General features: G+C 71.8%; 21 protein-coding genes and 1 pseudogene. 6 read left to right on the forward strand and 16 right to left on the reverse strand.

Going from position 1 to position 24,414, the window contains the following annotated elements:
• Positions 1-35 precede the first annotated feature (35 nt).
• Positions 36-794, reverse strand: a complete 759-nt coding sequence (locus ACFWBB_RS21930; RefSeq protein ID WP_385274920.1) for a lysophospholipid acyltransferase family protein — start codon at positions 792-794, stop codon at positions 36-38.
• A 159-nt stretch (positions 795-953) separates the two neighbouring features.
• Here ACFWBB_RS21930 and ACFWBB_RS21935 point away from each other — a divergent pair, with 159 nt between their 5' ends.
• Together ACFWBB_RS21935 and ACFWBB_RS21940 are read left to right on the forward strand one after the other, a co-directional pair.
• A complete protein-coding gene (locus ACFWBB_RS21935; protein ID WP_385274923.1) occupies positions 954-1,733 on the forward strand; it encodes an alpha/beta hydrolase in 780 nt (259 codons plus the stop codon).
• Positions 1,726-2,400, forward strand: coding sequence for a hypothetical protein (locus ACFWBB_RS21940; RefSeq protein ID WP_385274926.1), 675 nt, complete (start codon positions 1,726-1,728; stop codon positions 2,398-2,400). Before ACFWBB_RS21935 ends, ACFWBB_RS21940 begins: the two co-directional genes overlap by 8 nt.
• Before the next feature lie 168 nt (positions 2,401-2,568).
• Here the strand turns inward: ACFWBB_RS21940 and ACFWBB_RS21945 are convergent, their stop codons facing one another.
• From ACFWBB_RS21945 to ACFWBB_RS21970, 6 genes are all read right to left on the reverse strand, one after another.
• Complete coding sequence (locus tag ACFWBB_RS21945) at positions 2,569-3,324, reverse strand: endonuclease/exonuclease/phosphatase family protein (protein ID WP_385274929.1); 756 nt, start codon at positions 3,322-3,324, stop codon at positions 2,569-2,571.
• A 150-nt stretch (positions 3,325-3,474) separates the two neighbouring features.
• The gene (locus ACFWBB_RS21950) at positions 3,475-4,428 is read right to left on the reverse strand and encodes an ROK family glucokinase (RefSeq protein WP_385274932.1); all 954 of its coding nucleotides are present in this window, start codon (positions 4,426-4,428) and stop codon (positions 3,475-3,477) included.
• 67 nt (positions 4,429-4,495) lie between these two features.
• Positions 4,496-5,008: a DUF5304 family protein gene (locus tag ACFWBB_RS21955; RefSeq protein ID WP_385274935.1), complete on the reverse strand. Its 513-nt coding sequence runs from the start codon at positions 5,006-5,008 to the stop codon at positions 4,496-4,498.
• An 81-nt stretch (positions 5,009-5,089) separates the two neighbouring features.
• On the reverse strand, positions 5,090-6,262 hold the full coding sequence (locus ACFWBB_RS21960; RefSeq protein ID WP_385274938.1) for an ArsA family ATPase: 1,173 nt from the start codon (positions 6,260-6,262) through the stop codon (positions 5,090-5,092).
• 557 nt (positions 6,263-6,819) lie between these two features.
• Positions 6,820-7,284: an SRPBCC family protein gene (locus tag ACFWBB_RS21965; RefSeq protein WP_385274941.1), complete on the reverse strand. Its 465-nt coding sequence runs from the start codon at positions 7,282-7,284 to the stop codon at positions 6,820-6,822.
• Between the two features lie 150 nt (positions 7,285-7,434).
• Positions 7,435-8,190: a metallophosphoesterase gene (locus tag ACFWBB_RS21970; RefSeq protein ID WP_385275056.1), complete on the reverse strand. Its 756-nt coding sequence runs from the start codon at positions 8,188-8,190 to the stop codon at positions 7,435-7,437.
• 381 nt (positions 8,191-8,571) lie between these two features.
• Between ACFWBB_RS21970 and ACFWBB_RS21975 the strand changes: the two genes are divergently transcribed.
• The gene (locus tag ACFWBB_RS21975) at positions 8,572-10,368 is read left to right on the forward strand and encodes an AMP-dependent synthetase/ligase (RefSeq protein ID WP_385274944.1); all 1,797 of its coding nucleotides are present in this window, start codon (positions 8,572-8,574) and stop codon (positions 10,366-10,368) included.
• An 82-nt stretch (positions 10,369-10,450) separates the two neighbouring features.
• Here the strand turns inward: ACFWBB_RS21975 and ACFWBB_RS21980 are convergent, their stop codons facing one another.
• Both ACFWBB_RS21980 and ACFWBB_RS21985 read right to left on the reverse strand, forming a co-directional pair.
• On the reverse strand, positions 10,451-12,037 hold the full coding sequence (locus tag ACFWBB_RS21980; protein ID WP_385274947.1) for a GMC oxidoreductase: 1,587 nt from the start codon (positions 12,035-12,037) through the stop codon (positions 10,451-10,453).
• A 118-nt stretch (positions 12,038-12,155) separates the two neighbouring features.
• Positions 12,156-13,298: a glycosyltransferase family 4 protein gene (locus ACFWBB_RS21985; protein ID WP_385274950.1), complete on the reverse strand. Its 1,143-nt coding sequence runs from the start codon at positions 13,296-13,298 to the stop codon at positions 12,156-12,158.
• A gap of 78 nt (positions 13,299-13,376) precedes the next feature.
• Between ACFWBB_RS21985 and ACFWBB_RS21990 the strand changes: the two genes are divergently transcribed.
• Positions 13,377-14,612, forward strand: coding sequence for a glycosyltransferase 87 family protein (locus ACFWBB_RS21990; RefSeq protein WP_385274953.1), 1,236 nt, complete (start codon positions 13,377-13,379; stop codon positions 14,610-14,612).
• Here the strand turns inward: ACFWBB_RS21990 and ACFWBB_RS21995 are convergent.
• From ACFWBB_RS21995 to ACFWBB_RS22020, 6 genes and pseudogenes are all read right to left on the reverse strand, one after another.
• A pseudogene (locus ACFWBB_RS21995) lies at positions 14,573-15,337 on the reverse strand (MATE family efflux transporter); the annotation flags it as partial. The gene ACFWBB_RS21990 and the pseudogene ACFWBB_RS21995 overlap by 40 nt on opposite strands.
• A gap of 66 nt (positions 15,338-15,403) precedes the next feature.
• Entirely contained in the window at positions 15,404-16,606 is a 1,203-nt protein-coding gene (locus tag ACFWBB_RS22000) for a hypothetical protein (RefSeq protein WP_385274956.1), read from the reverse strand.
• Between the two features lie 39 nt (positions 16,607-16,645).
• Entirely contained in the window at positions 16,646-17,668 is a 1,023-nt protein-coding gene (locus ACFWBB_RS22005) for an NlpC/P60 family protein (RefSeq protein ID WP_385274958.1), read from the reverse strand.
• 227 nt (positions 17,669-17,895) lie between these two features.
• Positions 17,896-18,936, reverse strand: coding sequence for an NlpC/P60 family protein (locus tag ACFWBB_RS22010; protein ID WP_385274961.1), 1,041 nt, complete (start codon positions 18,934-18,936; stop codon positions 17,896-17,898).
• A 211-nt stretch (positions 18,937-19,147) separates the two neighbouring features.
• Positions 19,148-20,491: an NYN domain-containing protein gene (locus ACFWBB_RS22015; protein ID WP_385274964.1), complete on the reverse strand. Its 1,344-nt coding sequence runs from the start codon at positions 20,489-20,491 to the stop codon at positions 19,148-19,150.
• Between the two features lie 70 nt (positions 20,492-20,561).
• Positions 20,562-20,801, reverse strand: a complete 240-nt coding sequence (locus tag ACFWBB_RS22020) for a hypothetical protein (RefSeq protein ID WP_385274968.1) — start codon at positions 20,799-20,801, stop codon at positions 20,562-20,564.
• A gap of 172 nt (positions 20,802-20,973) precedes the next feature.
• Between ACFWBB_RS22020 and ACFWBB_RS22025 the strand changes: the two genes are divergently transcribed.
• Positions 20,974-21,690, forward strand: coding sequence for a rhomboid family intramembrane serine protease (locus ACFWBB_RS22025; RefSeq protein WP_385274971.1), 717 nt, complete (start codon positions 20,974-20,976; stop codon positions 21,688-21,690).
• A gap of 84 nt (positions 21,691-21,774) precedes the next feature.
• Here the strand turns inward: ACFWBB_RS22025 and ACFWBB_RS22030 are convergent, their stop codons facing one another.
• A complete protein-coding gene (locus tag ACFWBB_RS22030) occupies positions 21,775-22,926 on the reverse strand; it encodes an acyl-CoA dehydrogenase family protein (RefSeq protein ID WP_385274974.1) in 1,152 nt (383 codons plus the stop codon).
• Positions 22,927-23,164: 238 nt separating this feature from the next.
• Between ACFWBB_RS22030 and ACFWBB_RS22035 the strand changes: the two genes are divergently transcribed.
• Positions 23,165-24,340: a cytochrome P450 gene (locus ACFWBB_RS22035; protein WP_385274977.1), complete on the forward strand. Its 1,176-nt coding sequence runs from the start codon at positions 23,165-23,167 to the stop codon at positions 24,338-24,340.
• The last annotated feature ends 74 nt before the right edge of the window (positions 24,341-24,414 follow it).

Consider the following 24,414-nt stretch of genomic DNA (forward strand, 5'->3'; position numbering starts at 1 on the left):
GCCGACTACTGATCACCGGCTACCGCGATGGCCGGCTACTGCTCCATGTCCTTCTTCGCCTGGTCCTTCTCGGCCTGCGCGAGAGCCGCCTTCGCGGCCTTCTCCGCTTCCCTGTCGGCCTTCGCCGCCTCCGCGATCTGCCGCTTGGCGGCGGTCGCGTACATGTCGACGTACTCCTGGCCGGAGAGCTTCATGATCTCGTACATGACCTCGTCGGTCAGGGCGCGCAGCACGAAACGGTCGTGTTCCATGCCCTGGTAGCGGTCGAAGTTCAGCGGCTCGCCGATCCGGATGCCGGGCCGCATGACCTTCGGCAGGACCTTCCCCGGCGGCTGGATCTTCTCGGTGTCGATCATCGCGACCGGGATCACTGGCGCGCCGGCGGCGAGCGCCACGCGCGCGAGGCCGCCCGGTTTGCCGCGGTAGAGCCGGCCGTCGGGCGAACGCGTGCCCTCCGGGTAGATGCCGAACAGCTCGCCCCGCTCCAGTACCTCGATACCGCTGCGGACCGCTGCCTCGCCGGCCCCGCGACCGCCGGAGCGGTCCACCGGGAGCTGGCCGACGCCCTTGAAGAAGGCCGCCGTCAGCCGGCCCTTCACGCCGGGCGTGGTGAAGTACTCGGCCTTCGCGATGAAGGTGACCTTGCGGTCGAGGATCGCGGGCAGGAAGAACGAGTCCGAGAAGGACAGATGGTTGCTCGCCAGGATCGCGGGGCCCTCGGCGGGAATGTTCTCGAGGCCTTCCACCCAGGGCCTGAAGGTGACCTTCAGCGGTCCCCCGATAGCGACCTTCATCGCGCCGTACAACAAGCGAGTGCCTCCTGTTGGTGTCGCTCAGACCTTAACCCGGAGTGGCCGCAAAGGATCCGACGGCCCTGGTCGGTGTCAGTGCGGTCGCGTACGGTGAAGCACACGTCCCTCCCATGAAGAACAGACGAAGACGGGAGACCGAAGGTGCCGCTCCTTCCTGGAGCCGAGCCGTACCGCCATGAGGGCGGAGAGGTCGGGGTGCTCCTCTGTCACGGCTTCACCGGTTCCCCGCAGTCGCTGCGCCCCTGGGCCCGGTACCTGGCCGGGCAGGACCTGACCGTCTCCCTTCCGCTGCTGCCGGGACACGGCACGCGCTGGGAGGACCTGGCCCCGACCGGCTGGCCGGACTGGTACGCGGGGGTGGACCGCGAGCTGCGCGCGCTGCGCGACCGGTGCGCGCGGGTGTTCGTGGCCGGTCTGTCGATGGGCGGCGCGCTGGCCCTGCGACTGGCCGCGAAACACGGTGAGGGGGTGGACGGCGTCATCGTCGTCAACCCGGCGAACAGGGTGCACGGCCTGTCCGCGTACGCCCTTCCGGTGGTCCGCCACCTCGTCCGGTCGGCGAAGGGGATCACCGGCGACATCGCCGAGGAGGGCGCGCTGGAGAGCGGGTACGGCCGGGTGCCGCTGCACTCGGCGCACTCCCTGCGGACTTTCCTGCGGCTGGTCGACGGCGAACTGCCGCAGGTCACCCAGCCGCTGCTGCTTCTGCGCAGCGTCCAGGACCATGTCGTGCCGTCGGCCGACCCGGCCCGGATCCTCGGCCGGGTGTCCTCGACGGACGTGACCGAGATCCTGCTGGAACAGAGCTACCACGTGGCAACGTTGGACCACGATGCGGACCGGATCTTCGAGGAGAGCTACGCGTTCATCGCCCGGATCGCGCCCAGTGTCGGCAAGGAAGGGACGGCCGTAGGTGGCTGAGCACGACTCCGACCGTGAGGACCGGGAGAACCGGGACGAGCGGGACGGCCCGGAGGGCCGGGCGGGCCGCGAGCCGGAGGAGCAGAGCGTGCCCTTCGACGAGGACGCCGCGTGGGCGGCGATCGTCGCGGGGTACGGCGAGGAGCCGACGGACCCGCCGGGCGCCAAGCCGTTCAAGTCGATCGAGGACCTGGCGCTGCTCGAGGTCGAGCCGAATGGCGACAGGTCCGGGACGGGAGCCGCCGAGGAACCCGCGAAGGACCCCGCCGAGGATCCTGCGAAGAACTCCGTCAAGGACCCCGACGAGGAGCGGAAACCGGTCGGGCCGCTGGGCAGCTCCATCGCCTTCGCGCCCGGTGTCGGACCACGCGACTACCCGGCGCCCGAGCCCGCGGAGGAGGACTTCGACGGGGACGACGAGGGTCACTTCGTCCCGCCGGAGCCCCCACCGCTGCCCGCCGCGGACACCACGGCCAAGTTCGCCTGGCTCGGGGTGATCGGCGGCCCGTTGCTGCTCCTGCTCGCGGTGCTGCTGGGCTGGGAGATGACCTGGTGGCTGTCGACCGTCGGCATCGGCGGCCTCCTCGGCGGTTTCGCCACGCTCGTGATGCGGATGCGCGCGGACGACGAGGAGGACGGGGACCCCGGGCGGGGAGCGGTCGTCTAGGCCGGACACGGGCCAGGACCCGGGAACCCGGGACCGGTCCTGACCAGCGGGGATTCCGGGGACGGCCCAGCGGGGATTCCGGGGGCGGCCCAGCGGGGATTCCGGGGGCGGCAAGGACCGGAAGGTGGTCCGCGGCCGCCCTCGAGGCGGAAGTTCCCGATGCGGGATTCAGGCCGCGGGCACGCGAAGCGCGGCCAGCACGGGCAGGTGATCGGTGGCCGCGCGCAGATCGGCACCGGTGACTCCGGGGAGTCCGACCGGCACCCCGCAGCCCAGTACCTCCACGCCCTTCGTCACGAAGATCCCGTCGATGCGGCGGTTCGGATGCGTGGCCGGGAAGGTGTACTCGGCGCCCCAGGGGGCGGTGGCGCGGCAGTCCTGGAGGACGGAGGCCAGCCGGCCGAAGGTGCGTCCGTCGGGGCCCTCGTTGATGTCGCCGCCCGCGATCGCGTGCGTCACGCCCATCCCGGCCAGGCGGTCGAGCAGCATGCCCGCCTGCTCGTAGCGCTCGGCGGCGGTCAGACCGAGGTGGCAGGCGGCCACGCCGAGCCGGGCACCCGCGAAGCGGACCACGGCGGTCGCCAGGCCCCGGCGGAACTGGCCCGGGGTGAGCGGCAGCAGGACGTCCTCGGTGCGTTCGACGATCGCCCGCAGCGAGCACAGGACGGCGGGGCCGGCCGCCGTGCCGCCACCGGTGAGGATCACCTGGCCGGAGGCGGCCGCGAGACGGGCGAGCTGCTTGCGCCAGCGGAAGAACAGGGGTGCTTCCTGGATGAGGACCAGGTCGGGGGCGCAGGCCGTGATGACCCGGGCGAGGGCGTCGGTGTCGTCCCGCATGGAACGGATGTTGTAGCTGAGGACCCGGATGACGGCCGAACCGTCGGGTTCGGTGCGGGAGTTGGGAAGGGACGAGGTCGTCGGCATGGTGATCAAGATACGCCGCTCCGTACCGTACGTCCGGAAAAGCGAACGGGGGCCGCGAGCAGCCCCCGTGTTACCGCTATGTGCAGTACGACCAGCAATACGACAAGTAGACGACGCGTAGTACGGCGAACAACATGACGATCAGTGCGACTACATGATCGGGTCGGGCTCTCTCGCCAGGTCCGCCGCCCCCACCATGCCCGCCTTGTTGCCCAGCTGGGCCGCGATGACGTCCGCCACCGGGCGCCAGTTGCCGCCGACCAGCCAGCGCTTGTAGGACTTGCGGATCGGGTCGAGCACCAGCTCGCCCTCGTCGGAGAGCCCGCCGCCGACGATGAAGGCCGACGGGTCGAAGAGGGAGGCGAGATCGGCCAGGCCGGCGCCGGCCCAGCGGGCGAGCTCACGGTAGGAGTCGACGGCGACCGGGTCGCCCTGGCGGGCGGCCATGGAGATGTGCTTGCCCTCGATGCCGTCGGGGCTGCCGTCGCCCAGGCCGAGCAGGATCTCGGCGTTCTCCGGGGTGGCGTTGGCGCGCTGCTTGGCGTAGCGCACCAGGGCGCGGCCCGAGGCGTACTGCTCCCAGCAGCCCTGCGAGCCGCAGCCGCACAGCAGGCCGTCCGGCACCATACGGATGTGGCCGAACTCGGCGGCCACGCCGAAGTGGCCCCGGCGCAGCTTGTTGCCGATGATGATGCCGCCGCCGAGGCCGGTGCCGAGGGTGATGCAGATGACGTTGCGGTGGCCCTTGCCCGCGCCGAACCTGTACTCGCCCCACGCCGCGGCGTTGGCGTCGTTCTCCACCACGACGGGGAGACCCACCCGGGCCTCGACCGCGTCCTTCAGCGGCTCCTGGCGCCAGTCGATGTTGGGGGCGAAGTAGACCGTCGAGCGCTGTCGGTTGACATAGCCGGCGGCGCCGATGCCCACGCCGACGATGTCGTGCCCCACGCGCGCGCCGTCGACGGCGGCGGCGATGGCGTCCACGATGCCCTCCGGCGTACCCGGGGTCGGCACCTGGTGGGTCGAGAGGATGTTGCCTTCCTCGTCGACCACGCCGGCCGCGATCTTCGTGCCGCCGATGTCGACGCCGATGGTGAGTCCCATGAATCCCTCAGTTCCGGTCGAGCCCCGCTACGGCCAACCGTACCCGAGGCCCTGCCCCCGAAGGGCTTCAGTCCAAGTCGATGCGCTGGCCGGGACCGGTGTCGTCGCCGTCGCGGCCTTGGTCGCGCGGGGTGGCCCCGGGGTCGTTCGCGCCGGTCGTCCAGCGTCGTTCCTGGGTCTGGACGGCGGAGCGGTAGGCGGCGAGGAGTTCGGTGCCTGCTGCCGCGAGGTGGTCGAAGACATCCGGGTTGCGCTCTATGACGGGCTCCACGGCGGCCTTGGCCTGCTGCACGACCTGGCGGACCACCTGCTGGGCGGCGGGTCCGGCGACCGCCCCGAGCAGCGGGGACTGGATCGAGGACAGCTTGTCGCCGACGGCGTCGACGAGCCTGCGCAGTTCCTCGGCGGCCGACCCCGGGGGCCGGTCGTCCCGGGCCCGGCGACGGGCCTTCTCCGCCGCCAGGTCCTCGGCGGCGGCGGTGGCCCAGGCGTCGGCGTCGGTCGCGCGGGGCTGCTCGTCGGCGGCTGCGGTCCCGGCGGGCTCCCCGGCGGCGTCGGGCGTGGGGCGCTCTTCGCTCATGGCGGACTCCTGATGACTCCTGGTCGACGACGCCTGATGACGGCTCGTCCCTACGACGGTACCCGAACGGCGGAACGTCGTTCAGTGCGTCCGTGGCCAGAGCCCGGGATCCGGCGCGAACCGCACGCACAGCTCGCCGTCGCGCAGGGCTGCGCCGTCGACGGTGCAGCGGCGCAGGACGGAGGGCAGCGCGACGATGCGGCGGAACGGCCCCGCCGTGACGACGAGTTCGTCGCCGCGCCGGACGAGGTCGAGTTCGTCGCGTATGGCGCCGGGCAGCGGGAGGTGCCAGACGAGCACGCCGTCCTGCGCGAGCCGGTCGGCGACGGGCCACTCGACCGGGGAAGCCGCCGGGTTGACGGCGGGCACGGCGAGGGTGGCGAGGTCGTCGGCGCCGCGGGGGTCGTGCCCGAGGTGGGCGACGGGGCGGGCCGCCTCGCCCCACTCCCCGAGGGCCTTGCGCTGCTGGGTGACGAGCCGGCCGAGCGGGCCGTCGTCGGGCGTCTCGGGCAGGACCCGGTTGGCGACCAGCGACTCGACGGGCAGGGCACGCAGAGCGAGGCCCAGGCGGGCGTCGCGAACGGCGTCGGCGCCGGCCGGTCCCGGCTCGGCGACCAGGCGTACGGAGGTGCCGGGGTCGGCGAGGACGGCCTCGACGGCGGCCAGTTCCAGGTCCCAGCGGGCGGTCGTCTCGTACAGCCACTCGGCGGGCATCGGCACCCCGGCGAGCCGGCCGAGCAGGGGGCGCAGGGCGCGGGCGGCCTGCCGTTCCGGCGGGAGCAGCCGGCGCAGGTAGCGGCGCAGCTCCTCCGGGAGGGCCAGCAGGGCGAGGGCCTGCGGGACGGGCGGGAGGTCGACGACGAGCAGTTCGTGCAGCTCACCGCCGTCCGCGAGGGCGGCGTCCCGCAGCGCGCGGAGCAGGGTCAGTTCCTCGGCGCCGGGGAGGGGGGTGACCTCCTCCGGGTCGAGCCGGGAGGCCCCGAGGAGGTCGAGGACGGTGGTGGCACGGTCCTGGAAACCGGCGAGGTCGTCCCGGAAACCGGCGGTGGCGTCGGGACGCCAGGCGGTGAGGTTCGGGGCGACGGTGACGGGCCTGGCCCCGGTCCGCGCGCCGAGCGCCGCGCCGAGGGTGTCGGTGCGGTCGGCGCTGAGGACGAGGGTGCGGGTGCCTTCCGCTGCCGCGCGCTGTGCGGTGGCGGCCGCGACGGTCGTGCGTCCGCTGCCGCCAGGGCCGGTGATCAGGATGGTGCGCATGAGGCTGAACCGTAACGGAGCCCGCGCCGGGCCCCCGACCCACCGGCTCCCGCACCGGGCCCGCCTCCACCGGCCGCCCGCCAGAACGTGCCCGGGCACCCCCCCGACTGCGGCCGGGGGCCCACCGACCGGATTCAGGGCCCACCGACGAGGGTGGGGGCTCACCGACGGGGGTGGGAACCCACCGACGGGGGTGAGGGCTCACCGACGGGATTTGGCACCTACCGACCGGATGTGGGGCGACCGACCGGGTTGGAGCCCACCAGCCGGATGTGGGGGCCCACCGCCTCCACCCGAGCGGAACCGACCGCCGCCCGCTGCTTGCGGCGCAGCCGCGACGGCGCTCCACGGCTCCAGGCCACCGGGCCACCGGGCCACCGGGCCACCGGGCCACCGGGCCACCGGGCCACCGGGCCACCGGGCCACCGGGCCACCGGGCCACCGGGCCACCGGCCGGGCATCCCACCCACCGTGCCGGTGCCGGGACCGGGCATCCCGGCCGCCGGGGCCGGCGCCCGGGGGCGGGGGTGTGGGGCTGCTTCCGCGCCGGGGCCGGGCTACTTCTCGGGCGCTTCGGGGACGGCGTCGCCCGATTCCACGCGCTTCTTCAGGCCTGCCAGGGCGCGGTCGATGATGACCTTCTCCGCCTTGCGCTTGATCATGCCCAGCATGGGGATCTTGACGTCCACGGTCAGCTGGTAGGTGACCTCGGTCGCGCCCGCGCCGGCGGCCTTGAGGAGGTAGGAGCCGTCGAGCTGACGCAGCATCTGGGACTTCACCAGCGTCCAGGACACCTCGTTCTCGCCGGTCCAGGTGTAGCCCAGGACCTGGTCGTCCTTGATGGCGCCGGCGTCCATGACCAGACGGACCTGCTCGGCCCGGCCCTGCACGTCCGTCCCGAGGACCTCCGCCTGCTTCACCTCTCCGGTCCAGTCCGGGTAGCGGGCGAAGTCGGCGATCACCGCCATGACCTCGGCCGGTGCCGCCTCGATCGTGATGCTCGAGCTGGTGTGTTCCGCCATCGCCGTGGCTCCTCCGGATGCGGGCCGGTCAAGGTAGAGAAGAGGACACCGTGCGCCAGCCGCCGCGCACGTGTGTGCAGCGTGAAGGCTACCGCGCGCCCGACCTGCCGCCTTCACCCGGAGTCGGGACACCGGCCGGACGGCGTCGGGTCACCACTCCAGCACCCATGGCTTCCCGCTTCCCGCGAAGTGCCCCACGTTCACGCACTCGGTCGCGCCGACCCGCATCCGGGGGGCGAGCGGCTGGTGGACGTGCCCGAAGAGCGAGTAGCGGGGCCGGGTACGGCGGATGGCGTCCAGCAGCGCCCGGCTGCCCCGCTCGAAACGGCGGGCCACGGTGTCGTAGACGAGCTCCGGCACCTCCGGCGGGATGTGGGTGCACAGCACGTCCACCTCACCCACGGCCTCGATCTTCGCCGCGTACTCCTCGTCGCTGATCTCGTACGGCGTGCGCATCGGGGTCTTCAGCCCGCCGCCCACGAAGCCGAAGACCCGGCCGCCGATCTCCACCCGCTGCCCGTCCAGCACGGTCGTGCCGGGCCCGGCGAACTCTGGCCACAGCTGCGGCATGTCGACGTTGCCGTAGGTCGCGTACGTCGGGGTCGGGAACGCCGGGAACAGCTCGGCGTACTGCTTGCGGACCGCCTGCTCGATCAGCGCGGCCCGGTCGCCGCCGACGCCGGCCCACAGCCGGCCGCCCAGTGCGCGGGCCTCCTCGAAACGGCGGGCCGTGCGCAGCTCGACGAGGCGGTCGGCGTTCTCCACGCCGAAGAGGTCGGGGAAGATGCCGCGGGTGTGGTCGGCGTAGTCCAGGAACAGGACCAGGTCGCCCAGACAGATCAGTGCGTCCGCGCCCTCTCCGGCCCGGGCCAGATCGCGCGCGTTGCCGTGCACGTCGCTGACCACGTGGATGCGTGTCCTGCGGTTTCCGGGAGGTGTGGATGCCATGCCGATCAAGGGTAGGCGTGTGCGGCATACGTGAACAGTGGCGACCGGGATACCGGTTACTGGCCAGTCAGTAAAGCGGTGGACTACTGTCAGCCGGGAAACATCAGTCTGTGTGACGCAGCGAACATCTCGCGGACCCCCCTGTCGAAGAAGCCATACCGGCGGGTAACGTCCGGGCAGTCCAGTCGTACTCAGGATTTCAACCACCGAGATCACCGGTATCCGCCGGATCTCCGGTACCCACGATCCACCGAGATGCCTGAGTACCGCCCGAGCCTTGGACCGCACCGTCGCATCGCACAACGTCGTGGCGCCGGCGCCCTATGAGGAGCAGCAGTTTTGCGCGAGTTCAGCCTTCCGGCTTTGTACGAGGTCCCTGCGGACGGCAATCTGACCGACATCGTCCGCAGAAACGCCGCGCAGCATCCCGATGTCGCCGTCATCGCCCGCAAGGTGGGCGGCGCCTGGCAGGACGTGACGGCCACCGACTTCCTGGCCGAGGTGCACGCCGCCGCCAAGGGCCTCATCGCCTCCGGCGTCCAGCCCGGCGACCGGGTCGGCCTGATGTCGCGCACGCGCTACGAGTGGACGCTGCTCGACTTCGCGATCTGGTGCGCCGGCGCCGTCACCGTCCCGGTGTACGAGACCAGCTCCGCGGAGCAGGTGCAGTGGATCCTCTCCGACTCGGGCGCGACCGCCGTCGTCGTCGAACTGGACAGTCACGCGGCGGCCGTGGAGTCGGTCCGCGAGTCGCTGCCGGCGCTCAAGCACGTGTGGCAGATCGAGGCCGGGGGCGTCGAGGAGCTCGGGCGGCTCGGCAGGGACGTCTCCGACCAGGTCGTCGAGGAGCGCAGCTCGCAGGCCAAAGCCGACGACCCGGCGACGATCGTGTACACCTCCGGTACGACCGGCCGGCCCAAGGGCTGTGTGCTCACCCACCGCAGCTTCTTCGCCGAGTGCGGGAACGTGGTGGAGCGGCTGCGGCCACTGTTCCGCACGGGCGAGTGCAGCGTCCTGCTCTTCCTCCCGCTCGCGCACGTCTTCGGCCGGCTGGTGCAGATCGCCCCGATGATGGCGCCGATCAAACTGGGCACGGTCCCGGACATCAAGAACCTCACCGACGAGCTGGCGTCCTTCCGCCCGACGCTGATCCTGGGCGTGCCGCGGGTCTTCGAGAAGGTCTACAACTCGGCGCGTGCCAAGGCGCAGGCGGACGGCAAGGGCGCGATCTTCGACAAGGCGGCTGACACCGCGATCGCCTACAGCAAGGCGCTGGAGCTCCCGGCCGGACCGCCCCTCGGTCTGAAGATCAAGCACAAGGTCTTCGACCGGCTGGTCTACAGCAAGCTGCGCGCGGTCCTCGGCGGCAGGGGCGAGTACGCGATCTCCGGCGGCGCCCCGCTGGGCGAGCGCCTCGGTCACTTCTTCCGCGGCATCGGCTTCACCGTCCTGGAGGGCTACGGCCTGACGGAGTCCTGTGCCGCCACCGCCTTCAACCCCTGGGACCGGCAGAAGATCGGCACGGTCGGCCAGCCGCTGCCCGGCTCGGTCGTGCGGATCGCGGACGACGGGGAGGTGCTGCTGCACGGCGAGCACCTCTTCAAGGAGTACTGGAACAACCCGGGCGCGACCGCGGAGGCGCTGGCCGACGGCTGGTTCCACACCGGTGACATCGGCACCCTCGACGAGGACGGCTACCTCCGGATCACCGGGCGCAAGAAGGAGATCATCGTCACCGCGGGCGGCAAGAACGTCGCACCGGCCGTGATCGAGGACCGGATCCGGGCGCACGCGCTGGTCGCGGAGTGCATGGTGGTGGGCGACGGGCGGCCGTTCGTGGGCGCGCTGGTCACCATCGACGAGGAGTTCCTGGGCCGTTGGGCCTCCGATCATGGCAAGCCGGTGGGCTCGACCGCGGCGTCGCTGCACGGGGACGCCGACCTTCAGGCCGCCATCCAGTCGGCGATCGACGACGGCAACGCCGCGGTCTCGAAGGCGGAATCGGTGCGGAAGTTCCGCATTCTCTCCTCCCAGTTCACGGAGGACTCGGGCCACCTCACGCCGTCGCTGAAGCTCAAGCGCAATGTCGTGGCGAAGGACTACGCGGGCGAGATCGAAGCGATCTACGCCAAGTAGCCGCTGCGACAGCGGCAGTAGCAACGGCTGCGGCTGCGGCAACGGCTGTCGTAGCGGCTGTGCAGCACCTCCTGACGGAGTGTCATGGCGCGGTGTCCTCCACGAGGACCCGCGCCATCGTGCGTTCGGCGAGCGCGGTGATGGTGACGAACGGGTTCACCCCGATGTTGCCCGGCACCAGCGAGCCGTCGGTGACGTACAGCCTCGAATATCCCTTCACCCGGCCGTAGTTGTCGGTCGCCTTGCCCAGCACACAGCCGCCGAGCGGGTGGTAGGTGAAGTCGTCGGCGAAGACCTTGTTGGACGAGCCGAAGAGGTCGTAGCGGTAGATGGTGGAGTTCGCCGCGTTGATCCGGTCGAACAGCTTCTTGGCCATGCCCGAGGAGACGGCGCTCTGCGCGGCGCTCCAGCCGAGCTTCACCCCACCCGAGGCGGCGTCGTACGTGAACGAGGCCCGCTGCGGGTTCTTGGTGATCGCCAGGTAGAGGCTGACCCAGTGCTCGAGCCCCGTGGGCAGCGGGGCGATCTCCGCGAAGACGGGGTTGGCGGTGTTCGCCCAGTCGTCGATGCCCATGACCGGCATGGTCGACTGGTTGGCGCCGACGGTGTCCCACAGGTGGTTGGCCCGCCCGAGCATCACGTTCCCGTTGTTGCCCCAGCCCGCCCCGACGGATCCGTCCAGCGCGGGCAGTGTGCCGGTGTCCCTGGCCCGGACGAGGAGTTCGCTGGTCCCGAGGCTGCCGCCGCCGAGGAAGAGGTACGTACAGCCGTACTGCTTGGTCTCGACGACCTTGCCCGTGTCGTCGATGCGGTCGGCGGTCAGGACGTACGTCCCGTCGTTCGCCCGGCTGATCGCGCGCACCTTCTCCATGGTGTGGATGGTGACGTTCCCGGTGCCCAGCGCCGAGGCCAGATACGTCTTGTCGAGGCTCTTCTTGCCGTAGTTGTTGCCGTAGATGACCTCCTGGCCGAGGGCGGACCTGGTGGCGGTGCCGGCCGCCTCGCGCTGCATGTAGTCGAAGTCGTAGACGCTGGGCACGAAGGTGGTCTTCAGGCCGGTGTTCGCCGCGTGCTTCCGGGAGACGCGCGTGAACCTGTACCACTCGGTCGACTCGAACCAGGCCGGGTCGACGGTGTTGACGCCGAGCATGGCGCGGGCCCGCGGGTAGTACGTCGAGTACATCTCCGCCGTGTCGACGGTGGGGAACTGCTCGGCGAAGTACGACTGGAGCGGGGTGACCGCCATGGAGCCGTTGACCAGGGAGCCGCCGCCGACCCCGCGGCCCACGAAGACCGACATGCTGTCGAAGTGCACGCGGTCCAGGACACCCGGGTAGAGGCTGATGTCCTTGTTGACGAGGTCCAGCCACAGGAAGGTGGCCAGCGGCGCCTCGGTGCGGGTGCGGAACCACATGGACCGCTGGTCGGGGCCGGCGGTGTTGCAGAAGACCTTGCCGTCGGCGCCGGCCGTGTTCCACAGCCGGCCCATCTCGAGGACGAGGGTGCGGATGCCGGCCTGGCCGAGGCGCAGGGCGGCGACGGCGGCGCCGTAGCCGGAGCCTACGACGATGGCGGGGGCGGATTCGACCGCCGCGGGCTCCGCCGCGCGAGCCGACTGGAGGCCGACGCGGGTGAAGCCGAGCGCGGCCGCCGTCTGGAGGGCTGCCATGCCCAGGATTTGACGTCTCGTCAGTTGACTGCCAGTCAGCTGACGCTGTATCAGTTCTGCTGTCATGTGCGCAGCATCGGCGGATTATGCGCCTCCGCCTAGGGCGCGGAGGGAAAAGCTAGAGCAACGTCCTCAACTTCTCCGCCAGCAGGTCCCACCGCCACTTCTCCTCCACCCAGCCGCGCCCCCGCTCCCCCATCCGGCGGCGCAGCTCCGCGTCCCCGAGCAGGGCGACGATGCGTTCGGCCGTGTCGGCCGGTGAACCGCCGCGCACGACCCACCCCGTCTCCCCGTCCAACACGGCGTCGGGCGCTCCGCCCGAGTCCCCGGCGACGACCGGCAGCCCGGTCGCCGACGCCTCCAGATAGACGATCCCGAGCCCCTCCACGTCGAGTCCACCCCGCCGCGTCCGGCAGGGCATCGCGAAGACGTCCCCGGCGCCGTAGTGGGCGGGCAGCTCCGACCAGGGCACCGATCCGGTGAAGCGCACCGCGTCCGCCACCCCGCGCTCGTGGGCGAGCCTGCGCAGGTCCTTCTCGTACGGGCCGCCTCCGACGATCAGCAGGACCGCCTCCGGTTCGGCGGCCAGGATCCGCGGCATGGCGAGGATCAGCGTGTCCTGGCCCTTGCGCGGCACGAGCCGCGAGACGCACACCACCACCGGCCGGTCGGTCAGCCCGAGCCGCGCCCGGACCTCCTCGCCGCCCGAGCCCGGGTGGAAGGTCTTCTCGTCGACGCCCGGCGGCAGCTGTGTCATACGCCCGGCCGCGTCGGCGCTCAGCGCCGTCGCGATCCGCGAGCGGGTGTACTCGCCGAGGTAGGTGATCGTGTCCGTGCTCTCGCCGATCCGGGCGAGCAGCTGCCGGGCGGCGGGCAGCTGCGCCCATCCGGCCTCGTGCCCGTGGGTGGTGGCCACCAGCCGCTCGGCGCCCGCCCTGCGCAGCGCCGGCGCCATCAGCCCGAGCGGCGCGGCCGCCCCGAACCACACGGACGTGCACCCGTGCTCCCGCAGCAGCCCGACGGCCCGGCGGGTCGCCCCGGGCGTCGGCAGCAGCATCGTCGTGGAGTCCCGTACGACGGTGAAGGGCTGCTCGGCGTCGAAGGCGGCCGTCGCCTCGACGCCCTCACGGGAACGCTTCCAGGTGGACGCGTAGACGACGAGCCGGTCGGGGTCGAGCCGGAGCGCCATGTTGTGCAGGAACGCCTGGATGCCGCCCGGTCGGGGCGGGAAGTCGTTCGTCACGATCAGGGTCTTGTGCATCGCAGCCGACCTTATCCAAACGTCATTCACAGCCGCGCCCGACGGCGCTTCACGGCCCGGAGGGAGATCATGTGCGCCATGGACACGACGGCTGCGAGGCGGCCCCTGACCTGCCTGCTGACGACCTGGGGCGTGACCCGGCTCGCCCTGCTGCTCTTCGTCTTCAAGGTGTTCGTCTTCCCCGGCCCGGACGTCACCAGCGACGTGTCCGGCACCTACCGGGGCTGGTACGAGGTGCTGAGCACCGGCGCGTTCCCGGCCGCCGATGTCACCTGGCAGTACCCGCCCGCCGCCGCCCTCGCCATCCTCTCCCCCGGTCTGCTGCCCTTCCTCGGCTACGCGTCGGCCTTCTTCCTCCTGGCCTTCGTCGCCGACCTGGCCGTCCTGATGCTGCTGCTGAACACGGGCCTGCGTCCCGGCCGGTCGCTGCGCGGCGCCTGGATGTGGGTGGCGGGCCTGCCGCTGCTCGGCCCCACCGTCTACTCCCGCTACGACGTGATGGTGACCGCGGTCGCGGTCGCCGCCCTGGTCGCCGGCGCCCGGCACCCCCGGGTGATGGGTGCGCTGACGGGTTTCGCGGTGCTGCTGAAGGTGTGGCCCGTGCTGCTGCTGGCGGGCGCCGTGCGCAGGCGGGCCTGGGGCGCCGCGGCGGTGACCGCCGGCGCCCTGGCCGCGCTGTTCGCCCTCGCCGTGCCGGGCGCCTTCGCCTTCCTCACCTTCCAGCGCGACCGGGGCACCGAGGTGGAGTCGGTGGGCGCCCTCGCCCTGCACGTGGCCCGGGGGTTCGGCTGGCGGGGCGAGGTGCTGCTCAACTACGGCTCGCTGGAGTTCCTCGGCCCGTACGTCGGTGTGGTGAGCGACGTGGCCCTGGGGCTCACGGTGCTCGCGTTCGGCTGGCTGCTGCTGTGGCGGCTGACGGCGAGGCGCTTCGCGCCGCAGACGCTCGCGGAGGCGGCGTTCACGGCGGTCCTGCTGTTCACGGTCACCAGCCGCGTGATCAGCCCGCAGTACCTGGTGTGGCTGATCGGTCTCGCGGCGGTCTGCCTGTGCTTCCGGGCCGGCCGTATGACGCTGCCCGCCGTCCTGGTGCTTGCCGCGTCCTTCGTGACGGTGCTGGAGTTCCCCGTCTTCTTCGCGGACGTCGTGGCGAGCAGCCCGCTCGGTGTCACGCTGATGTTCCTGCGCAACGGCCTGCTGGTCGCCGCCGCGCTCACCGCGGCCGTACGGCTGTGGCGCTCGACGGTGCCGGGGGCCGCCCCCGCTTCCCCGTCCGGTCAGGCCGCCCGCACCAACGAGCCCGCGGTCTCTTCCTGACGGCCGGGCCAGGCCCGCCGCAGCACCAGTCCCACCGCCAGGCACTGGACGCCCATCGCGAGCGCCATCGCCAGACACACGCCCGCCGGCCCGAGCCCCGACAGCGCGTACGCCAGCGGCAACTGGACGGCCGTGCCGAGCACGGTCACCCGCAGCAGCACAGGCGCTCCCCCGCTCCCCTCGAAGACCCCGCCCACCGCGATGAACCCCGCCATGAGCAGCAGATACGGCCCGGCGCAGCGCAGGAACAGCACGCCCTCGTGGGCCACACCGGGCCCGGAGCCGAAGGCGGCCAGGATCCAGGGGGCCGCCGCGCACAGCAGTACGGCGGCCCCCAGGCCGACGGTCCCGGAGACCAGTACGGCCTGCCGCCCGATCGCCCGGCGCTCCTCCCGGCCCTCGCCCCGGGTGTGCGCCGTGTGGATGGAGGCGGCCCGACGGACGGCGTAGAAGGCCATGGTCGCCACGTACATGACCTTGTACGCGACCGAGTAGGCGGCCACCGCCGTCACCCCGAGCCGTGCCACCACGGCGACCAGGGCGAGCGCCCCGCCCTGGCGCAGGGTGAAGTCGGCGGACATCGGCAGTCCGGTCGTCAGCGTGCGCCGCAGCGAGGCGCCGGCGGAGAGCGTGGGCGTCACCCGGGCGGCCGTCCGCAGCACGGCGTCGCGGCGCAGGGCCCACAGCCCGGCCCCGAGCGCCACGCCCCGGCACAGCACCGTGGCGGAGCGGTCCTGGCTGCGCGAGGCGATCGAGCAGCTGACCGGGGCGGGCGCGGCCGGGCACCCGGCTCAGGCGAGCTGAGCCCGTAGGTAGTCCTGCCAGGCCCCCGTGAACTCCACGAGGGAGGTGCCGAGCACACTCTTGAGCGCGCCCTCCACCGCCCCCGGCCGCTTCTCGTGCTCCCCCACGGCCCGGTAGAACGCGTCCAGCTTCACCTCGCCCCACCGCTCGGCGATCATCCGGCAGGCCAGCCAGCCGCCCTCGTACGCCTTCGCCAGCCGGACGGCGTCCCCCGAGAAGCCGAAGTCGCCGTCTTCGGGCAGCGCCGCCGGGACGGTGCCCTGCGTGACGGCGTGCTGGAGTTCGGGGGCGGCCTCGGCGGGAGCGCGGCCGGTACCGCGGTAGCCGACCCAGTCGGCGTACCCCTCGGACAGCCACAGCGGGGTGGCCGCGTCGGTGTGGGCGCGAGTGGCGACATGGGTGGCCTCATGGGTGAGGACCACCTGCCGGCCGACCCGGCCGAGCATGCCGTACGCGTCCGGGTTGACGATGATCCGGTCCGCGGGCGCCTTGGTGCCGCCGCCCGTCTCCCCCGTGGTGACCGCGGCGATCCCCCGGTAGGAGGAGGCGGGCGAGCCGAGCAGCCCCGCCATGCCGTCCAGCGACTTCGGTACGAGGACGACGACACGCCCCGCCCAGTCGGTGCCCCAGGCCGCCGAGACCGCCGGGACTGCGTCGTCGGCCAGCTCGGCGAAGGACCGCAGCCGTGCGCCGGCCTGCCCGACCCCCAGCACGAGACTGTGCTCGCCCCGTACGACGTTCACCGTGCCCTGGTCCCAGAGCTGCTCGCCGGCCTTCTTCGCGGGCCTGTCGGAGGTCACCGACCACCGCCCGGACCCGTCCCGGGTCAGGCGCAGGGTGCGGGCCGCGGTCACCGGCGCCTTGTCGTAGCCCTCGACGCGGTAGCTCAGTGCGGCGTCGGCGGTGGCCGTGTCCCCGCTGCGGTGCAGGGCCGTCACCCGGTACGACCAGGCCGCCAGCGGAACGGCCCGCACGGCGGCGTATCCGGCGGCGGCGCCGGTGGCCGCGTAGGCGCTCGGGTCATGGCCGAGGACCGCGGCGGCGCGCCGGTCGAGGACCCGCTGCACATCGGCCTTCGCGTGGTCCACGGCGGAGCGCCCGCCGCAGCCGACCAGGGGGACGAGCAGCGAGACGAGCAGCAGACAGAACCCCAGCACCCCGGGTCCGCGCGCCCGCCCTCGACCAGCCATCGTCCCGATCGTACGGCGGCGACCCCGCGCGGGCGCCCGTCAGGGCCTGGTGACGGACGACACCGGCATCATCCCGACCGGGTCGTAGCGCACCGGCGCACCCGGGTAGGGGGCGTGGATGACCTGTCCGTTGCCCACGTACATGCCGACATGACTGGCGTCGGAGCGGTAGGTGACGATGTCGCCGGGCCGGGCCTCGGAGAGCGGGACCCGCCGGCCGGCGTGCGCCTGGGCCTGCGAGGTGCGCGGCAGCGAGATCCCGGCCTGCGCGTACGACCACTGCATCAGGCCCGAACAGTCGAAACCGGTGGGCCCGTTGGCGCCCCAGACGTACGGCCTGCCGAGCGCGGAGCGCACCGCGGCGACGGCGGCGCCCGCGCGGCCGGAGGCCGGGACGGCATCCGGGAGGCCGTCCATGTCGTAGCGGCCGGAGCGGGAGGCCCGGTCGTAGGCGGCCCGGTCGGCCGACGGCAGGGCGTTGAGCAGCTGCCGCGCCCTGGCGAGCTTCTGCTCCACGGTCCGCTTGTGGCTCACCACGGCCTTGCGGCTCTTCTCCAGCTCGGCGAGCTTGCCGGCCGCCTCGGCGCGCTCCTGGGCGAGTTCGCGCATGGCGCCCTGGAGTTCCCTCAGCTCGCCGGCCTGGTGCGTGGTGATCCGGTCGAGGACGGACGCCTTGGCGAGATACTCCTCCGGGTCGTCGGAGAACAGGAGCGCCACGGAGGGGTCGAGGCCGCCGGAGCGGTACTGCGCGCCCGCCAGCGAACCGAGCCGGTCGCGCAGGCCGTTGACGCGCTCCTGCTGCCGGGCGATGTGGTCCTGGGCCGCGCCGACCTGCCCCCGAAGGGTGTCGGCGCGTTCGTCGGCCGTGTTGTAGGCCTCGGTGGCCTTCTCGGCCTCTTCGTAGAGACGGTCCACCTCGGCGCGGGTGCCGTCGTGCGGGGCGGCGGTGGCCGGTACGGCGGACACGGCGCCGACCGCGGCGGCCGCGACGGACAGCACGCTCAGGGCGCTGGAGGCGCCCCGGTCGAACCCGGACTGTGCAAGGCGGCGATGGGACCCCACGGGAAGCCGCGCTCCTTCCACCGGTGGACAGGGAAACGCGGCAGACAGTAGCCCCGCTGCAGGGGGTCGGCCAAAGACCTCGGCGACGACGCACAGTGACGCCCCGCCGCTGACGCAGGTCACCGGCGGGGCGTGGGGTCACTTCTGGTTGTCATGATTCGCCCGTTCGGGCGGTGTGGTGTCCCGATCCCGGAGTTGGCCGGACCCGGACGATCAGACCCGGACGATCAGACCCGGACGCCGAACATGAACGGGCCGCCGATCGTGCTCATCGACTCGTAGCGGACGACCGTACCGGTGCGCGGGGCGTGCAGGACCTGGCCGTTGCCCGCGTAGAGGCCGACGTGGTGCAGGTCGTTGAAGAAGAACACCAGGTCGCCGACCTTGAGGTCGCTCTGCGAGTAGATGCGCGTCCCGGCGTTGGCCTGCGCCTCCGAGGTCCGCGGGATACCGACGCCGGCCTGCGCGTAGGCCCAGGAGGTCAGGCCCGAGCAGTCGTACATGGCGGTGCCGGTGGAGCCGTAGTGGTAGGGCTTGCCGAGCTGGCTCTGCGCGGCCTGGAAGGCGGCCATGGCCCGGCCGGAGCCGGTGGGGGCGTCGCCGAGGTCGACACGCTCACCGGAGTCCCGGCTGGCGCGGTTGTCGGCGGCGGTGAGGGCGGCCTTCTCCTTGGCCGTCAGCGTGTTGAGGAGCTCGCGCGCCTCGACGAGCTTGGCCTGGACTTCCTTCTTCTTCTTGCCCAGTTCGGTACGGGTGGTCGCGAGGTCCTTGAGCTTGCCGGAGGCCTCGGTGCGCTGCTGCGCGAGTTCGCGCTGCTTCTCCTGGATCTTCTTGAGCGCCTCGACCTGCTGGGCGCTCAACTGGTCGGCGGCGGACGCCTTGTCCAGGAAGTCGTCCGGGTTCGAGGAGAGGAGGAGCTGCAGGGAGGCATCTATGGACCCGGTGCGGTACTGGGCGGCGGCCGCCAGGCCCATGGAGTCGCGCAGCTCGTTGAGATCCGCCTGCCCCCGGGCCACGTTGTCCTGGATGGTGGAGATCTCCTTCTGGAGCTTCTCCTGCTTCTCCTGGGCGCCGACGTACTTCTCGGTGGCCTGCTCCGCCTCTTCGTAGAGCTTGTCGACCTTGGTCTTGACCTCGTCCTTGGTGAGCTTCTCGCTGGGCGCCGCGTTGGCGGCCTGCGAGCTCAGCACGACGGCGGCTGCGGCTGCGGTGGTCAGCACGGTCACGCGCGCGCGGCTCGGCTGCTTCGGTCGACGGTGGGACGCCACGGAGACGGGCTCCTTCTTTAGAGTGATCACCCGTTTGGAGATTCGAGCCCTGACCTTAGTGACCTCGCCGTGATCAGTTCAAATCCTCAGGAGAAAAAAACACATCACGCAACGCGTTTTTTTCACGCAACTCACGTGCAGTCATGCTCGATTGACGCTACGTTGCGTGACGATTCCACCAATTCGGTCATTAAACCCGGAACTTCGACCTTCAGGACAGTCGCTTCAGAAGTACCGCGGAAGCCACCGGTCGGGCACCCGCCTTGGCGATCCCGTCGGCCACCTCACGGTCGGTCGAGGCGACGATGACCGGCCGACCGGGCGGCTCGGCCCGCACCAGCTGACGGATCACCTCGTCGGCCGTGACGCCCGGCCTGGAGAACAGCACCCGCACCCCGCGCGGCGGCGCGAGCAGCACCGGAGCGGCCAGTTCGGCCCCGTCGAAGACACAGGTGACCTCGGCACCGGTCTGCGCGGCGAGCTGCGAGAGCTGCCCGAGGAGCCGCAACCGCTGCTTCTCCAACGGCATCTGCGGATAGCCGGTCTTGGTGACGTTGTAGCCGTCGACGACGAGATGGGCCTGGGGCAGCGCGAGCAACTGGTCGAGAATGGCCGGATCGTTCTCCGACAGGGCTCGGGTGGCGATGTCCTTCGGGGTCATCCGTCCCGGTTCGACCGCGTCGACGGTCTCCGCCGGACGCACCGACACCGGCGGCAACGCCAGTTCCCGCCGCAGCCCCTGGGCCGCGTCGAGCACCGTGTCCAGCAGCAGCCGTACCCGCATGTCCTCGACGCTGCGGCCCTCGCGCGCCGCGCGCCGGGTGGCCTCCAGCGCCGCCTCCACCTCCCCGAGCCGTCCCTTCAGCCGCCGGGACTCGCTCTCCGCGGCGGACACCTGGGTCTGCCCCTCGGCGCGCACGCCCTCCAGCTCGGCCCGCGCCTTGCGCAGCGCGGCCTCGCCCCGCTTGACGTCACTGAGGGCCGAACGCAGCTTGCGGTGGAGCGACTCGGCCTCCTTCTTCGCCGCGTCCAGTTCGGTGCGCAGCGAGGCGGTGTCCGTCCGGGTCTGCTCACGGGCCCGGTCCAGTTCCTCACGCAGCCGCTCCAGTTCGGCCCGGCTCTCCTCACCGACCCGCTCGGCGTCCGCGCGCTGAGCCTCCTCACCGGCCGCGGTGACCAGCTTCACCCAGCCGGCGGGCCGCAGCACATAGGCCGCGGCCGCCACTTCGTGCGGGTCCGCGGCCGGAGTCGGCGAGCCGGAGTCGAGAGCTCCGGCGAGTTCCGGCTGGGCCTCTCTGAACTTCTCGGCGATGCGCTGCCTGAAGAGCGGATCGGTCTCCAGCGCGGCCGCCATCGCGTTGCCCGCGAACTTCGCCCGCCGGTTCGGCGCGAACCGGGCGTACTGGCGCAACTGGACCGGCAGTTCACCGACGGTCAGCCCGCCGAAGCCGTCGGAGACGATCTGTACGACCCTGCGCCGCACGCCGTCCGGCAGCGGACGGTCGAGCATCTCGGCGGCGCCGTCGCCCGGCCCCTCGCCTGCGCTCTCCACCATCCGTCACACCCCAATACTGTGCGGGGCCTCCCCCACCCTCGACTTCGCTCGAGCGGGGGGACCGCCGTCGTCAGGAACCGGCGCCCGGCCGATCCACGAGTTCCACCTGGTCCACGGCGTTGCACCAGCGGCACCGCACCGACTCGATGGTCTCATCGACCACCTCGCGCTCCTCGACCTTCGGCTCACCCGCGAGGTCGAGGTGCACGTACTCGACGACCTTCGACGAGCGCGTCACGTCGAACCGCGTGAGGTTGCCGCAGAGCGTGCAGCGCCACCGCGTCGAGGCGGTCGGCAGGGGAACCGTCATCGTGACTTTCCGCTTCCTTCTAGTGTCGTACTCGCCGTCGCCCGGGGCAGGCCGGAGGCTCCCCGCGCGTGTGGCTCGTAACCCTACGGCCTGGCGGGTACTCGCCGCCCATCCGTCCACGGCGGCGAGGCGGTCCGGAGGGATGCGTCCCGTTACGTCATGCTCTGTACTCATGCTCAGCAACTGGAACCGGACGGTCGGCAGGACGGTCCGGAACACCCCGGCGCCGGTGACCTACGGACTGATCGCCCTGTGCTGTCTGATCTTCCTGATCGGCCCCGCCTCGGGCTTCGATCCGGTCTACGGCTCCGGCGACGAACTACTGGCCGCGCAGCGCGCCTACTTCCGGCGCTGGGGCGTGGTTCCCGCCGAGCTCTTCGAGGGCGCGCCACGGGCCGTGCTGACCCCGGCCACGGCTCTCTTCGTGCACGGCAGCTGGGTGCACCTGCTGGGCAACATGCTCTTCCTCTACGTCTTCGGGACGATGACCGAGGACCGGATGGGCCACGTGGAGTTCGCGCTCTTCTACCTCGGCTGCGGCTACCTGGCCCTGCTGGGCTACGCCGCCGCCAACGCCGAGTCGTCGCAGTCCCTGGTCGGGGCCTCCGGGGCGATCTCCGCGGTCCTCGGCGCGTTTCTGTACCTGTTCCCCCGAGCGCGGGTGACCAGTCTGCTGCCGTTCCTGTTCTTCCTGCCGCTGCGCTTCCCGGCGTGGGTCGTGCTGCCCTTCTGGGCGGCCCTGCAGTGGGTGGCGGCCGGTCGGGCCGCCCAGGGGCCCGGGGTGGCGTATCTGGCCCACCTGGTGGGCTTCGGCCTGGGACTCCTCTACGCGTGGGCCCGTTTCGGACGCAGGACGACCGGGATGGTGCCCGATTCCGGCGCGGGATGAGACGGGTGCGCGAAGAGGGGAGCGTCGCCGCTCCCCTCTTACGTCTCCTACGCCTTCTGCTCCTGGCGGCCGTCGCCGACGGTGTCAGAGCCCCATGGACTTGGCGACGATGGTGCGCATGATCTCGCTGGTGCCGCCGAAGATCCGGCTCGCCCTGTTGTCGGCGTACAGGCGGGTGATCGGGTTGTCCATCGTGAAGCCGAGACCGCCGTGCAGCTGAAGGCACTTGTCGAGCACCCCGGTCGCCGCCTCCGTGCAGTACAGCTTGGTCGCGGCCGCCTCCTCGGCGGTCAGTTCCCCGGCGTCGAACGCCTCCAGGGCCTGGTCGACGACCGCCTGCAGGGCGTTCACCGTGACCTTGCAGTCGGCGAGCACGAACTTGGTGTTCTGGAAGGCAGCGACGGGCTTGCCGAAGGCGGTGCGCTCACGGACGAAGGCGGTGGCGAGGCGGACCGCCGCGGCGGCGTGGGCGTATGCGCCGACGGCGATGCCCAGCCGCTCCTGCGGGAAGATGCCGGCCAGACAGGCGAAGGCGTCACCCGGGCCGCCCACCACGTCACCTACGGGGACCCGTACGTCCGTGAAGGTCATCCCGACGATGTCGGACGAGCGCAGGCCGAGCGTGGCCGGCTCCGAGTCGACCGCCACACCCGGGGCCCGGGTGTCCACGGCCAGCAGGGACATACCGCCGCGCCGGTCGGTCCCGTCGGTGGAGGTACGGCAGGCGACGAGCACCAGATCGGCCTGGGCGCCCCCCGACACGTACGCCTTGCTGCCGTTGAGGACGTAGTGCGTGCCGTCCTCGGACAGCTCGGCCGCCGACCGGATGCCGGCCACGTCGGAGCCGGCCTCCGGCTCCGTGATCGCGATGGCCGTCATCAGCTCACCCGTGACGAACCCCGGCAGCCAGCGCCGCTTCTGCTCGTCGGTGGTGTGGTCCACCAGGGTGGCCGGAAGCGCCAGGTGCGCGCTGGCGCCGCCGAAGGTCACGCCGGCTCTCGCGCACTCCTCGGCGATGACGGCGTTGAACTTGAAGCTCCTGGGACCGGCCCCGCCGAACTCCTCCGGGACACCGAACCCGAAGATGCCGAGTTTGCCCAGTTTGCGATAGAAATCACGTGGCACACGGCCGGCGGTTTCCCATTCCGAATAGACGGGTACGACCTCCGCCCCGATTAACTCGCGCAGCTGCGTGCGGAAGGCTTCGTGCTCGTCCTGGAAAACAGTGCGTCGCACCGCTCATCCCCCTACTGCTCTGATCGGTGGCCTCGCCAACGACTCGAACGTAATACGGAGTTGAGGGCGGTGTCCAGACGGGCAGCCCTTGTCACCCACGGCCGCCGTGTGCCTAGTATTCGACCACCGGGATCTCGGCCGCTTCGACGGGCCGGCGGTCCGGCCTGCCGATTTCATGGGGGAGACTGGCATGGAACCACCGGGCAACGAACCTCTATTCAATGCACGCGATCCGCGATTGCGCACCGATCCGTATCCGCTCTACAAGCGCCTCCGCGACGCGGAGCCGGTCCACCGGACGCCGTACGGGCACTGGGTGGTCTCCGGATACGACGAGGTCGCCGCGCTCCTGCGAAATCCCGAGTTATCGAGCGAATATCCGCAAGACCCCAAATGGGCCGCACAACGGGGCGGACAGGACAGCCCGATCGTGCAGGCCACCCGCAGCTGGATGCTGATGCGGGACGGCGACGCTCATCGCCGGCTGCGCGGCCTGGCCAACCCCGTGTTCACGGCCCGAGCCATCCGCGAGACGGCTCCCCGCATCGCCGGCATCGTCCACCGGATCATGGACGAGATGGACGAGAGGGGCGACGGCCGGGACGTCGATCTCATCGAGTCCCTGGCGGCCCTCGTGCCCGTGACCGTCTTCTGCGGCCTGGGCGGTCTGCCGGTCGAGGACCGTGACCTGTGCCGGAAGTGGACCGACGCGCTGGGCCACGTCATCGACCCGGCCACCGACGAGACCACCCGCCGGGCCATGAACGACGCGGCGCGGGAGTTCGGCGCTTACATCGCCGAGCATGTGGCGAAACGCCGCGCGGACCCGCACAACGACATCATCTCCCGCCTGCTGCTGGCGGACTTCGACGGCGGGAAGCTCTCCGACGACGAGATCATCGCCAACGTCATGATGTTCTTCATGGGCGGTCATGAGACGACCGTCAACCTCATCGGCAACGGCATGCTCGCCCTGCTGCGCCACCCCGACCAGCTGCGCGCCCTGCGCGAGGAGCCCGGCCTCGTCGACAACGCCCTCGACGAACTGCTCCGGTACGACGCGCCCATCCAGCTGGTGGCCCGCATCACGACCGCCGACATCGAGGTCGGGGGCACCACGATCCCGGCCGGCGCCAAGGTGATGATCCTGCTCGGCGCCGCCAACCGGGACCCGCGGCGCTACGCCGAGCCCGACCGCCTCGACCTGCGGCGCCCTGACATCCGCCCGCTGTCCTTCGGGGGCGGTCCGCACTACTGCATCGGCGCGCTCCTGGCGAAGGCCGAGGCCCGCCTGGTCTTCACCGAGCTGCTGCGCCGTCACCCCGACATCAGACCGGCCCGCCAGGACGTCGTCTGGCGCGCCCAGGTCAACATCCGCGGGCTCAGGGAACTCCGCGTCGATCTGGTCCCCTGACGCCGGCCGACCGCCCCCTTTGCCCGCCCATCATCCGGCCCGCCTCCGGTATTTCCGCCCTGACGCCGTTCCGT

This window comes from Streptomyces sp. NPDC060000 (genome assembly GCF_042737375.1).
GTDB lineage: Bacteria > Actinomycetota > Actinomycetes > Streptomycetales > Streptomycetaceae > Streptomyces.